This window comes from Alcanivorax sp., assembly GCF_002733835.1.
In the GTDB taxonomy this organism is placed as follows: Bacteria; Pseudomonadota; Gammaproteobacteria; order Pseudomonadales; family Alcanivoracaceae; genus Alcanivorax.
In genome coordinates this window covers 180,163-192,734 of the sequence record NZ_NVWY01000003.1, presented here as the reverse complement: position 1 = coordinate 192,734, position 12,572 = coordinate 180,163, and the positions used below count along the sequence as shown (strand labels likewise).

The window sequence follows — 12,572 nt, the reverse complement described above, 5'->3', positions numbered from 1 at the left end:
GCCTGAACCTCCCTGATGACAACGTTTTCTTCGCAGATACATTGTAATCAGATTGGTTCAGGCTTTTTCATTTATCCCAAACTGTGGGACAGCAGTGGGTGTCTAACCGCCTTCATCTGGTGTCTTGTGCGCTGGTGGCCGTGGGCACCAGTTTCTCGGCCTTCTGGATTCTCAGCCTCAACTCCTGGATGCAGACACCCACCGGGTTCCGCCTGGAAGATGGCGTGTTCTTTGTGGACAGTTGGTGGGAGGCGATCTTCAACCCGTCTTTCCCCTATCGGCTGGCTCACATGCTGAATGCGTCGTTGTTGACTGCGGCATTCCTGATTATGGGGGTAAGTGCCTGGCGGGCCATGCGCCAAGTGGACGGCCCGGCGACCTGGAAAGTCATGCGCACGGGGGCGTTGATGGCGGCGGTGCTCGCCCCTCTTCAGGTCTGGATTGGTGACTTGCACGGATTGAATACTCTGGAGCACCAGCCGGCCAAGATTGCTGCCATGGAAGGCATCTGGGAAACCGAAAAAGGTGCACCCCTGACGTTGTTTGGTTTCCCGGACGAAGAAGCAAAAACCAACCATATGGCCATCACCATTCCCCATGGGGCCAGCCTGATCCTGACCCATGACTGGAACGGAGAAATTCAGGGCCTCAATGAATTCGGTGACGATATTCCGCCTGTGGCGCCAGTCTTCTGGTCGTTCCGGATCATGGTGGGCGTGGGCATGCTGATGGTCATGGTCGGCTGGTGGGCGGCATGGCGATTGTTCCGGCGGCGTGATGAGAACCGGGATAGCCAGCTCTGGTTGCTGCGAGCCCTGTCAGTGATGACTTTCTCGGGCTGGGTTGCGGTGTTGGCCGGCTGGTATGTGACCGAGATCGGTCGCCAACCCTGGATTGTCAGCGGCCTGTTGCGTACCTCCGAGGTGGTGGCGGATCACAGTAGTGCGACGCTCATGGGGACGCTGTTCGGTTACGTATTGCTCTATGCGTTTTTGCTGGTGTCCTACATTGCGGCGCTGCGGTACATGGCGACCAAACCCGCGCGCTCGCTGACACTGACGCCACAGCAACGGGCCATGAAGGCGGAACAGGCCGACGATGAACCCGCACAAGGAGAGGCATGATGGATCTGGGATATTGGCTTCCGCTGTTCTTTGCCGGCGCCATGGGGCTGGCGCTGCTGATTTATGTGGTGCTGGATGGCTATGACTTGGGCATCGGTTTGCTGCTGCCCTTTGCCGATGAGAAAGAAAAGGATGTGATGGTGGCCGCCATCGGCCCGTTCTGGGATGCCAATGAAACCTGGATCGTACTGGGCGTGGGCATCTTGCTGATTGCTTTTCCCCAGGCCCATGGGCTGGTACTGACCTCGCTCTATCTGCCCGTGACGCTGATGCTCATGGGGCTGATACTGCGCGGCGTGTCATTCGATTTTCGGGTCAAGGCAGGCGACAAGCACAAGGCCAAATGGAATGCGCTGTTTTCAGTGGGGTCGCTGATCGCCTCGGTCTCCCAGGGCTGGATGCTGGGCGCCTTTGTGACGGGCCTCACCGGGGACGCCACCAGCACCTTGTTCGCCATTTTGATTGCGCTGGCGCTGCCGGCGCTCTACATCATGCTGGGTGCCGCCTGGTTGCTGATCAAGACCGAAGGCGCGTTGTTCAACAAGGCGGTACGCTGGGGGCGCCTGGCGGTCTTGCCCATGGGGGCATTCCTGTTGCTGATCTCCATTGCCACGCCGCTGGTCAGCGCCACGATTGCGGAGAAATGGTTCACCCTGCCCAACGCCATTGGCCTGATGCCTATTCCCATTGCCACTGCGCTGGCGTATGCCGGGTTGATCTGGGTGTTTAACAGCAACCGGATTCTGCACAACGGCTATGGCTGGCTGGCGTTTCTGGCACTGATTGTGATGTGCGTGCTGGCGAGTATCGGGCTGGCTTACAGCCTGTTCCCGGATATCGTTCTGGGGCGGCTATCGATCTGGGATGCGGCATCATCGACGGAATCGTTGTTATTCACGTTCTGGGGAACAGTGATTACGCTACCAATGATTCTTGGCTATACGTTTTTTATCTACCGGGTCTTCCGTGGTAAAGCCACAGACCTGAGTTATGAATAATAAAGGGCGCCTGTTGGCGCCCTTTATTATGGTGCCGTTACGCCAGCAGTTTCAGTAAGGCTCTTGCCCCTGCTTCTGAGGAGGCAGGGTTTTGTCCCGTCACCAAATTGCCATCGGTGACTACATGGCTGGCCCAGTCATCGCCTTTTTCATAGATACCACCATTGGCCTTGAGCATGTCTTCGACCAGAAAGGGAACGATATCGGTGAGCTGCACTCCGTCTTCCTCGCCATTGGTGAAGCCGGTGACGGCACGGCCTTTCACCAGCGGCTCGCCCTTATGGCGAGTGTGGCGAAATACGGCAGGGGCGTGGCAGACAGCGCCGATGGGTTTGCCGCTGTTGTTGAAGGCTTCAATCAGGGCAATGGAGTGGGCATCCTCGGCCAGGTCCCAAAGCGGGCCATGGCCGCCGGGATAGAAGACAGCATCAAACGCCTCGATATCCACCTCGGCCAGGGGCCGGGTGTTGGCGAGAGCTGCTTTGGCACCGTCATCTTTATTGAAGCGATCGGTGGCAGCGGTTTGTGCTTCCGGTGAGTCGCTTTTGGGATCCAGCGGCGGCTGGCCGCCTTTGGGGGAGGCGAGGGTGATCTGTGCGCCCGCGTCCTGGAAAACATAGTAAGGCGCGGCAAATTCTTCCAGCCAGAAACCGGTCTTGTGGCCAGTGTCGCCCAGTTGGTCGTGGGAGGTGAGAATCATCAGAATATTCATGGTTGCTCTCCTTTGGTTTCATTTCAGTGCCCCCCCACCCCGAAATCGGGGTGGGGTTGCGCAAGAGTGGGGTGGTTAAAGGCTGGCGTGCAGCACTCGCCGACATACGTCGGGGGTGACGTCGTTGTGCTCCCCCAGCGCGGTCATGCCGTGTTCCTCAAGGCTCTTGATCAACGGTTCGATGTGTTCTTCCGTCAATTGGTAATCCCCGAGACGGGTCTTTACGCCCAGGCTTTCAAAGAAAGCACGGGTTTTTTCAATCGCTGCCTTGGCCTGGTCTGCTTCGCTACCTTCATGGATGGACCAGACCCGTTGTGCGTACTGCACCAGCTTGTCGTGCTTGGCGTCCTTGCGTTCGGCGAGCATGGCCGGCAGCACAATGGCCAGGGTCTGCGCATGGTCCAGGCCATGCAGGGCAGTGAGTTCATGGCCCAGCATATGGGTGGCCCAGTCCTGGGGAACGCCGGCACCAATCAGACCATTGAGAGCCAGTGTGGCGACCCACATCAGGTTGGCACGCACATCATAATTTTCCGGATCGCTCAGGGCCTGTGGGCCAATCTCGATCAGGGTTTGCAGCAGGCCTTCGGCGAATCGGTCCTGTACCGGTGCATTGGCCGGGTAGGTGAGATATTGCTCGACGATATGCACAAAGGCATCAACCACACCATTTGCAACCTGCCTAGGGGGCAGGGTGAAGCTTTTGCTGGGGTCCAGCACGGAAAATTGCGGGAACACATGCTCGCTGTGGAACGGCAACTTGGCTTGCAGGGACTTGCGTGTGACCACGGCGCCCTTGTTCATTTCCGAGCCGGTGGCGGGCAAGGTCAGGACCGAGCCGAATGGCAGTGCACGGTGAATATTGGTGCCGCCCTTGAGCAGGATGTCCCAGGCGTCGCCGACGAATACGGAGGCCGCCGCGACAAACTTGGTGCCGTCGATAACGGATCCGCCACCCACTGCCAGCAGGTAATCGATGCCGTCGCGCTGCACCACGCTGACGGCTTCCATCAGGGTTTCAAAACTCGGATTGGGTTCAATGCCACCAAACAGCTGCACCTGGCGGTCGCCCAATGCGGCTTCCACCTCATCCAGGGTGCCAGTGCGGCGAGCGCTCTCGCCACCAAAAAGAATCAGGACCTTGGCGTCGGCGGGAACCAGGGTGTCGAGAGCGGCAATTTTCCCTTCGCCGAAGGCAATGCGGGTGGGGTTGTAGAAATCGAAGTTGTTCATGGTGCGGTATCCTTGATTGATGGCGCTTGATTCGCTTGAAAGTCTTTAAATAGACCGGTCGTCTATTGCTGATGGCTAAAAAAGCCCGCTCAATAGCGGGCACGGTTGTGTTCAGTGTGGTTGTGTCAGCGTGCGAGCATGTTATGGGTCAGCGTCATGGCCTGATTCATGGGCTGCGCATTGCGGTGCAGCTTGGTCAGCAGGCTGGCGCCCAGCCATAGCTGGTAGAGGTTGCCGGCGGTCTGCTGGGCTGGCTGCGGATGCAGGGAGCCATCGGCAATGGCGGCGTCAATGCAGTTGGCAATGCGCGCCATGACTTGCTCGGTGCCATCGCGCAGGGTGATGCGCATGGCTTCGGACAGGTCGGCCACTTCGGCGCTCAGTTTGACCACCAGGCAATCGCGCAGGCCGGCGGGGCCGCAGTAGTTTTCCTGCCAATCCTGCCAGTACCGCATCAGCCGGCTGATGGCCGGGGTACCGTCATCGGTGAAGCGGGCGTCCAGGTCTTGCACGTAGCTGGCAAAATAATCTTCCAGCAACGCCTGGCCAAATTGCTCTTTGGACTGAAAGTAGTGGTAAAACGAGCCTTTCGGCACGCCGGCGGCTTGCAGGATGGCGCTCAAGCCGACGGAGCTGAAACCGCGGGCAGCCAGAATGTCACGGCCCGTATCCAGCAGGTGCTGGCGGGTGTCGCGGTGTTTATCTGGCTGATTGATGGCGGTTTGCGTATTCATGGGCGGCACTTTAACAGCTAATTAGACCGGTCGTCTAGTTCCGAAGTTATAAATATTGCCAGTTGCCAACGCAGAGGCGCAGCAATGGATGCTTGACCTTGTCGTGCGGGGATATGAGGCTTGCCGCCACACCGACCACTTCATTCAGGATGCCTAGATGTCAGAACTGATTCTGCACCACTACACGCTGTCCCCGTTTTCCGAGAAAGCGCGTGCCATGCTGGGTTATGCCGGCTTGCAATGGCAGTCGGTCACCGTGGCGGAAATGCCACCGCGCCCCAAGTTGGCACCGCTGGCCAGTGGCTACCGGAAAATCCCGGTGGCGCAGATTGGCGCGGATGTCTTTTGTGATACCCGCACCCTCAGCCGAGAAATCGCCCGGTTGGCAAACAAGCCTGAGCTGGTGGTGGAGAATTGCAGTGAAGAGGTGCAGGCCTTTGTTAGTGAAGTGGACTTGCAGATTTTCCTGGCTTCAATTGTGACGGCAGGGAATATCACCCTGTTGCGCCGGGTGCTGAAAGAGTCGTCGCTGCTGGACCTGGGGCGCCTGTTGCTGGACCGGATCAAGATGGGCAGCAAGTCGAAAGTGAAAGCCGAGAGTCCCCGCGTAATGCGTCGCAAGGTGGCCGCGCATCTGGATCATATGGAAACCCTGCTGACGCAGGACTTCCTGTTTGGCGATGCCCCCAATGCCGGTGATTTTTCCGCGTACCACAGCTTGTGGTTCCGCCGTGACCTGGCCGGGCGAAACATTGCGGCCAGCCACCCGAAAGTGGATGCCTGGATGAATCGCATGCAGGCCTTCGGGCAGGGCACGCGCAAGGATATCAGTGCGGACGACGCACTGGAGATTGCTCGACAGGCGGCCCCTCGCGACTTGCCTGCCCAGGTTGAGCAAGAGCCATTGTTGGGGCAGCCGGTGCGAGTCGCACCGTCAGACTATGGCCGTGAACCGGTGTTCGGGGAGTTGTGTTATTGCGATGCCAGTACGCTGGTGGTGCGTCGCGATGATCCTGTGGTGGGGCAGATTCAGGTGCATTTTCCCCGCGACGGGTTTGTTTTTTCCAAAGTAGACTGACGGGAACATAATGAGCCAACCGAATAATCCGTTGCATGGCGTCACCCTGGAAACAGTGGTGACGCAACTGGTTGAGCATTACGGCTGGGAGGAACTGGGAGACCGCATCCGCATCAATTGCTTTATCAGCGATCCGTCAGTGAAATCCAGCCTGAAGTTCCTGCGCAAAACGCCCTGGGCCAGAGAGAAAGTGGAAGCCTTATTCATCGATACCTTCTCCGAATGAATTGCATCCAATTTAAGCTGCCATGAGAGTAAGGCATCGGTTAAAGCAAAGCCTTATCGGTCAGCGCAACTTGCAGGTCTTGCTCCAGCCCTTGCAGATTAATCTGAAAGGTATCGGCTAACAGGCGAGTCATCGCCTGTGGGTCGGTAATGTTTTGCTTGTCACTGCGCCCGTCCGGGTAGCGAATCGTATAGAGGCCGTTCAAGAGAGTGTGCCGGCGATCCATGTCGGTGCGCACGGCAATCAGGTTATTGACGAATTTGGACGCCGGGTGGCAGGCCACGTACCAGTTGGCCATGTCGAAATCGATGGGCCATTGCGTCATCAGGTCGAACCGGTACAGCAGCCGCCAAGCGCTGCCCAGCTGTACCTCAATGCGGTAATGATTGTTCTCGGGAAGCACACGAAAATGCTCCAGCGGAGTGCTTTGGGCTGCCCGGCTGTGCAGCCTTAATGGCGCTGTCGGTGTCATCCCGCCAAACCCCACGTCGCTCAGGTAGTCCTCATCCTCGATGGTTACCAGCAACAACATATGTGAGCGTGGTGGCTGCGCGTCCTCCGGCTGGTTCCAGTAGACCCGGGCGGTAATCCCGCGCACGGTGAAGCCCAGCTCTGTAAGCACCGCCATGAATAACAGGTTGTTCTCAAAGCAGTAGCCTCCCCGCCCCTGATGCACCAGCTTGCGTTCCAGGCTGGTCAGATCCAGCGGCACCGGCTTGCCCAGTAGAGGGTTCAGGTTTTCAAAGGCAATATGCAGCAGGTGGCACTGTTGCAGGGCGCGCAGCGTGGCCAGGGTAGGCGTGCGTTCACCGGTATAACCAACGCGTTGGCAGTAGGCATCCAGGTCAAGGGGCATGGCAGACTCCGGGTTCGTCAACAGGAAGGGGGAGGGTACGGCCTCAACCGAGGTTGAGGTAAAGGGGGAAATGCATACCCAGCACTCCCGCGATAACGTTTCGTGTGCGATATCGGTGCTCACATTATCGCCGCTTTCCGACCATTGGTAGCAATGGCTGCCCCAACGTAGTTTACGCTGGCTCCGCGGCGGCTCCCTGAATGACATAATTCCGGAAAGAGTGTGGACTGGGTCACGGTTGCTTATGCGAAAAGCCGCTTCGAGATCACCGGCGATTTACCGATTGCTCGACTGGAGTGACAGCGAAAAATGCCTGTTGCTGTCGGTGTTGCTGTCTGTCTACATGCTTTTCTATCTGGCCTGGCATCTGGTTACCGCGTTCTTCACTGACTTCGGTGCGCAATATATTTCCCCCGCTGGGGCCAGGCAGTTTACCGGGGTGTTGTTGTTCAATGTGAGCGGCTATCTGGTGATGATTGCCTGGGCCGCCGTGTTGCGTAAAAAACGGCGCCAGTCCCGGTTTTTTGTGCACTGCTTTGTGCAGTTTTTCGGGTTCAGCTTTTTGCTGGTGGGGCTGATGTTAGGGCTGTATAGCCCGATCACGGGAATGGTGCTGCTCGGTTCGCCTCTGGTGGGGTTTATCTTGTTTGGCTTCCGGCCGGTGGTCTGGGGCTTCACCGTGAGTACCGTGATGGTGTTGTTACTGGCCTGGTTGTCGGCCAGCGGTTATGACATTTACGCGTTGTATTTCCGTGCCGACCCCACCGCCAAGGATTCCCTGTCCTATTACTGGATTGCCAGCACCGTGGCTTTTTCGGTGCCTTTCGTGACGGCGGTACTGACGTTGGTGTCCCTGCTGCTGCGCCGCTGGGTGCACCGTGAAGCCCAGGTGAGGGCCATGGCGGTGCAGGATCCGCTCACCGGGCTGGCAAACCGGCGTGCCCTGTTTGATCAGTTTGCCCATGAAATTGCCCGGGCCCGTCGCGCCGGGGAAGACTTGTCGGTGTGTGTGCTGGACCTGGATCACTTCAAACAGATCAATGACCGCCATGGCCATGCTGCGGGGGATACCGTACTGGTGCGGGTGGCGGAGCGGCTGCGTCAGACCCTGCGGGAAACCGACCGCATCGGTCGCATTGGTGGCGAAGAGTTTGTGTTGGTGTTGCCCGCTACCGGCCGAATGGGTGCGAAAAATGTGGTGGAGCGCTGTCGCGCGGCACTGTACGACACTCCCATCGTTCTGGACGATGGCACTGCGCTGACAGTCAGTGCCAGCTTTGGCGTGGTGGTTGCTGCTCCGGGCATGGAGGCAACGGCATCCCAGCTGGTGTCCCAAGCGGACGAAGCCCTGTACCAGGCCAAGCAAAGGGGCCGCAACCGGGTGGAATTCTGGTCGGCAGTCACCAGCGCAACGGCCTGAACCTGTCCCTGATTAACCATTTCCTGTCGCGCATTGGCCGGGTGTCTTTGCACCGTCTTCCCTATTGTTGCTCTTCACGCTGGCGCCAGTGCGCGCACTATTTCGTTCTATCCAATAACAACACCGCGGCGGAGTACCATGCAGCAATACGTCTACGATATCGTAATCAACCATGGGCAGTTCTTTGATGGCAGTTGCCGGGACGGGGTGATTCGTCATTTGGGAATCCGGGATGGGCGGGTTGTCACCATCAGCGACGTGCCGTTGCCGTTACACGCTGCGCCAAGAGTGTATGACGCCACCGGACAGTGGGTGACGCCGGGCTTTATCGAAACCCATAGCCATTACGATGCCGAGGTTATTGCCACGCCGTCATTAAAAGAATCGGTGCGCCACGGTGTCACCTCGGTGCTGATTGGTTCCTGCTCCATCAGCATGATCAATGCCCAACCGGAAGATTGTTCGGACCTATTCACCCGGGTGGAAGCGGTGCCCCGGGAAGCGGTGCTGCCGATTCTGGAAGAGAAAAAAAGCTGGCGCGATGCCGCCGGGTATCGCGCCTTTTATGACAGGCAGCCTCTGGGTCCCAATGTGGGGTCCTTTGTCGGGCACTCCGATATCCGTGTGGCAGTAATGGGCCTGGAGCGGGCGACGTCCCCGGAAAAACCCAGTGAAGAAGAACTGCAACAGATGGAGTGTTTGCTGGAAGACGCCCTGGATGCAGGTTGTATCGGACTTTCATTGATGACCACCCGGCTGGACAAGGTGGATGGCGACCGCGCCTGGTCTCGCCCCTTGCCCTCTACCTATGCCCGCTGGGGGGAGTTCAAACGGTTATTCCGTATCCTGAGGCGCCGTAATGCGGTGATGCAGGGAGCGCCGGATGCGGTGAAAAAAGTGAATGTGCTGCGTTTCTTGTGGCAGGCCCATGGGCTCTTCCGGCGCCCCATGAAGTGCTCCATGCTCACCGCGCTGGATCTCAAGTCCAACCCCTGGTTGAACGTGGTGACCCGGTTGAGCGGCTTTGTGGCGAACCGGGTACTGCGGGGGAATTTTCGCTGGCAGACGCTGCCCGCGCCATTCACCTTGCACCTCAGTGGTTTGAACGTGAATGCGTTCGAGGAATTTTCATCCGGCGAGTTACTGCGCGACTACAAGGATGAAGAGGCCATGTACGCGAAGGTGGATGAGCCCGCTTTCCGCAAGCTGTTCAAGAAGCACGTTAATGCCTTGTTCACCAAAGGGCTATGGCATAGAGACTTTAGCGACTGCTGGGTGGTGGATTGCCCGGACACGTCGTTAATTGGCAAAAACTTTGAAGAAATCGGAGCGGTTGAAGGCAAGGATGCGGTGGATGCCTATTTCGATCTGGCGGTGCAGTATCGCAATGAGCTGCGCTGGAAAACCAATTACGGCAATCACCGGCCGGAGATCATGCACAAGCTGCTGGCGAGCCCGTATACCCATGTGGGCTTTGCTGATTCCGGCGCGCACCTGGAATCCATTGCCCAGTACAACTTCCCGCTGCGGTTACTGAAATATGTGCGCGATGCAGACGAAGCCGGCTTGCCGTTTATGAGTGTGGCGGAAGGAGTGAATGCGGTGACCGCCGATCTGGCGGACTGGTTTGGCCTGCGTGCGGGGCACCTGCGTGTGGGAGCCCGTGCGGATGTGGTGATCGTGAATCCGGAAGGGTTGACCGACGAGCTGGACGAGGTGAGCTGGGCTCCACTGGAAGGCACCTCCCTGAACCGTCTGGTCAAGCGCAACGATGAAGCCGTGACGGCGACTATTATTAATGGCCGGGTGGCCTATGACCGTGTTCAGGGGTTCGATGAGCACCTGGGGTACGAGCGCGATTTCGGGCAGTTCCTGCCGGGCACGGAAGTCCAGGCCCGCCCCAGTCGTGTGGAGTCCGGCCTGCAAACCGCCTGACTGGGTGCCGGATGCTTTTTCGTCAAGCATCCGGCTTCCTGCGTCAGGCAAACGGTCTGAGGGCTGCCCGGCAAGCTGATCGTGCAGAACCTTGCCTAGTCCATTTTTTTCAGCAAGCTGTTCACCGCCTGGGCAAACTGCACCGGGGAATCCTCTTGCAGGAAATGCCCGCCCACCAATGTTTGATGCGGCTGCCCCTGGGCGCCGGGAACGCGCTCCTGCATGTATTTGTCCCCGCCACGGGTAATTGGGTCGCCGTTGCTGAAGGTGGTCAGGAAGGGTTTTTGCCATTGCTCCAGAATTTTCCAGGCCGCCCGGTTGGCGTCGCTGGCCGGATCGTGCGGGCTTACTGGCACCAGTTTGGGAAAGGCTCTGGCGCCGGCCTTGAATTTTTTATTGGGGAACGGCGCGTCGTAAGCCCGGCGTTCATCTGGCCCTAATGTCTTGAAAGTGCCGCTGCCGATAATCCGGGCGATGGGAAAAACCGGGCTGTAGATGGCGAAATTCTTCCACAGATGAAAGGCCTTCGGCACCGATTGATCACCGATGGGCAACATGCCGTTGCCCACCACAATGGCGCGAAAGCGTGATTCGTTTTCTGCGGCCAGGCGCAGTCCGATCAGTGATCCCCAATCCTGGCAGACCAGGGTGATCTCGGTGAGATCCAGCTGGTCGAGCAGCGATTTCACCCAGTCCATGTGGTTCTGGTAACTGTAGGCATTGATGTCGGTGGGCTTGTCGGATTTGCCGAAGCCGATCAGATCCGGGGCGATCACGCGATGGCCGGCGGCGGCGCAGATGGGAATCATGTGTCGGTACAGGTAGGACCAGGACGGCTCCCCGTGCAGCATCAGCACCGGTTTGCCGTCGGTCGGCCCCTCATCCACGTAATGCATGCGTAATCCGCCCACATCCACGTAGTTCGGTTCGAAGGGGTAGTCGAGCAGGCGTTCAAAGCGGGAATCCGGGGTGCGCAGGTAATCCATGGCCGATCCTTGTCAGTACGGGTATCGAGGTATGGGTAAGGAATACCAGTAGATGCCGGGATCGGCCATGTCGTTACAGGACAGTCGGCGTTTTGTTTAGGGAACCTTTGTAACCCCCTGGTCGCCCTGGCGTACGGCACTACTCATCCCAAAGATTGGCCAGGGTGTAATCGCTGCCCGGTTGCGCCCAGAAGCCGCCGTCCACGTAGCGGCGGTGCTTGTCCAGTGCGCCGATGGCGTCCATGTCTGCGTCACTGAGTGACAGCTCGGCGGCGGCCAGGTTTTGTTTCAGGCGTTCCGGGTTCACCGATTTGGGGATCACTACGGTGTTGCGGTGCAGTGCCCAGCTGATCAGCACTTGCGCCGGGCTGGCGCCGTGGTGGTCAGCGATTTCGCGGATCACCGGATCTTCCAGCAGTACCGGCTCGTCCTCGGCTTTCAGGCCGGCGGGGCGATCGAAGGAACCCAGCGGGGAATAAGCGGTGAGGTGGATACCTTGCTGTTGGCAGAACGCCAGCATCTCCTTCTGTTGCAGATAGGGGTGCAATTCAATCTGGTTCATGGCCGGTTTGTAGCGGGCCTTGCCGATCAGGTCCTGCAGCTTTTTTACGCTGAAATTCGATACACCGATCTGCCGGGTCAGGTTGTTGTCCACCAGCGCTTCCATGGCCGCCCAGGTGGTTTCCACCGGCAGCTCCTTGAGGGACACCATGTCGTCTGCGGATTTCGGGAAGGGCACGCCGGGCTTCAGGGCCACGGGCCAGTGCATCAGGTAAAGGTCCAGGTATTCCAGCTGCAGGTTGCGCAGGGTGGTTTCCAGTGCCGGTTGCACATCCTCCGGCGCATGATCACTGTTCCACAGCTTGGAGGTAATCCACAGCTCTTCGCGGGTTACCGTGCCGGCGGCGAACACATCGTTCAGGGCCTTGCCAATTTCGTCTTCGTTACCGTAAATATGAGCACAGTCGATATGGCGGTAACCGGCTTCAATGGCGCTTTTCACCGCCTTGTACACCTCACCGGGTTCGGATTTCCAGGTGCCCAGGCCCAGCATGGGCAGGGTGTCGCCATTATCGAAAGTCAGCGTTTTCATGGTCTGCTCCTGTAAAACGTGCGGGTCCCGGTTGGCGGGGAAGCCAACACGGGAAACAATCTGCCATCCTACTACTGGGACTTGCCCCGGCAGCGTTGGGTTCCTGTCGAATCCTTGCTTGATTCTCCAGCGGCGGTCGCTTTCCTGATTCCTGGCTCCAACGGTTTCCCTGCTTGA

Annotated in this window: 12 protein-coding genes; 6 read left to right on the top strand and 6 right to left on the bottom strand. The window is 58.4% G+C overall.

Features of this window, described 5'->3' with window-relative positions; all coding sequences use genetic code 11:
- Positions 1-98: 98 nt before the first annotated feature.
- Together COA55_RS03175 and COA55_RS03170 are read left to right on the top strand one after the other, a co-directional pair.
- Positions 99-1,124: a cytochrome ubiquinol oxidase subunit I gene (locus tag COA55_RS03175; RefSeq protein ID WP_290500617.1), complete on the top strand. Its 1,026-nt coding sequence runs from the start codon at positions 99-101 to the stop codon at positions 1,122-1,124.
- Positions 1,121-2,122 carry a cytochrome d ubiquinol oxidase subunit II gene (locus COA55_RS03170; RefSeq protein WP_290500616.1) on the top strand — a complete coding sequence of 334 codons (1,002 nt, stop codon included), beginning with the start codon at positions 1,121-1,123 and terminating at the stop codon, positions 2,120-2,122. Before COA55_RS03175 ends, COA55_RS03170 begins: the two co-directional genes overlap by 4 nt.
- Before the next feature lie 37 nt (positions 2,123-2,159).
- Here the strand turns inward: COA55_RS03170 and COA55_RS03165 are convergent, their stop codons facing one another.
- From COA55_RS03165 to COA55_RS03155, 3 genes are all read right to left on the bottom strand, one after another.
- A complete protein-coding gene (locus COA55_RS03165; protein WP_063521090.1) occupies positions 2,160-2,834 on the bottom strand; it encodes a type 1 glutamine amidotransferase domain-containing protein in 675 nt (224 codons plus the stop codon).
- 75 nt (positions 2,835-2,909) lie between these two features.
- Entirely contained in the window at positions 2,910-4,067 is a 1,158-nt protein-coding gene (locus COA55_RS03160) for an iron-containing alcohol dehydrogenase (protein ID WP_290500614.1), read from the bottom strand.
- 125 nt (positions 4,068-4,192) lie between these two features.
- Entirely contained in the window at positions 4,193-4,801 is a 609-nt protein-coding gene (locus tag COA55_RS03155) for a TetR/AcrR family transcriptional regulator (protein ID WP_290500613.1), read from the bottom strand.
- 157 nt (positions 4,802-4,958) lie between these two features.
- On the opposite strand from COA55_RS03155, the gene COA55_RS03150 reads away from it, so the two are divergent.
- Positions 4,959-5,879: a glutathione S-transferase family protein gene (locus tag COA55_RS03150; RefSeq protein ID WP_290500611.1), complete on the top strand. Its 921-nt coding sequence runs from the start codon at positions 4,959-4,961 to the stop codon at positions 5,877-5,879.
- Between the two features lie 10 nt (positions 5,880-5,889).
- Complete coding sequence (locus COA55_RS03145; protein WP_063521428.1) at positions 5,890-6,105, top strand: VF530 family protein; 216 nt, start codon at positions 5,890-5,892, stop codon at positions 6,103-6,105.
- Positions 6,106-6,145: 40 nt separating this feature from the next.
- Here COA55_RS03145 and COA55_RS03140 read toward each other — a convergent pair whose 3' ends face one another.
- On the bottom strand, positions 6,146-6,961 hold the full coding sequence (locus COA55_RS03140) for an arylamine N-acetyltransferase (protein WP_290500610.1): 816 nt from the start codon (positions 6,959-6,961) through the stop codon (positions 6,146-6,148).
- Positions 6,962-7,244: 283 nt separating this feature from the next.
- Between COA55_RS03140 and COA55_RS03135 the strand changes: the two genes are divergently transcribed.
- Entirely contained in the window at positions 7,245-8,381 is a 1,137-nt protein-coding gene (locus COA55_RS03135; protein WP_290500608.1) for a diguanylate cyclase, read from the top strand.
- Positions 8,382-8,519: 138 nt separating this feature from the next.
- A complete protein-coding gene (locus COA55_RS03130) occupies positions 8,520-10,316 on the top strand; it encodes an N-acyl-D-glutamate amidohydrolase (protein ID WP_290500607.1) in 1,797 nt (598 codons plus the stop codon).
- A 95-nt stretch (positions 10,317-10,411) separates the two neighbouring features.
- Here COA55_RS03130 and COA55_RS03125 read toward each other — a convergent pair whose 3' ends face one another.
- A complete protein-coding gene (locus COA55_RS03125) occupies positions 10,412-11,302 on the bottom strand; it encodes a haloalkane dehalogenase (RefSeq protein ID WP_290500605.1) in 891 nt (296 codons plus the stop codon).
- Positions 11,303-11,441: 139 nt separating this feature from the next.
- Positions 11,442-12,395, bottom strand: a complete 954-nt coding sequence (locus tag COA55_RS03120) for an aldo/keto reductase (RefSeq protein ID WP_290500603.1) — start codon at positions 12,393-12,395, stop codon at positions 11,442-11,444.
- Positions 12,396-12,572: the final 177 nt, after the last annotated feature.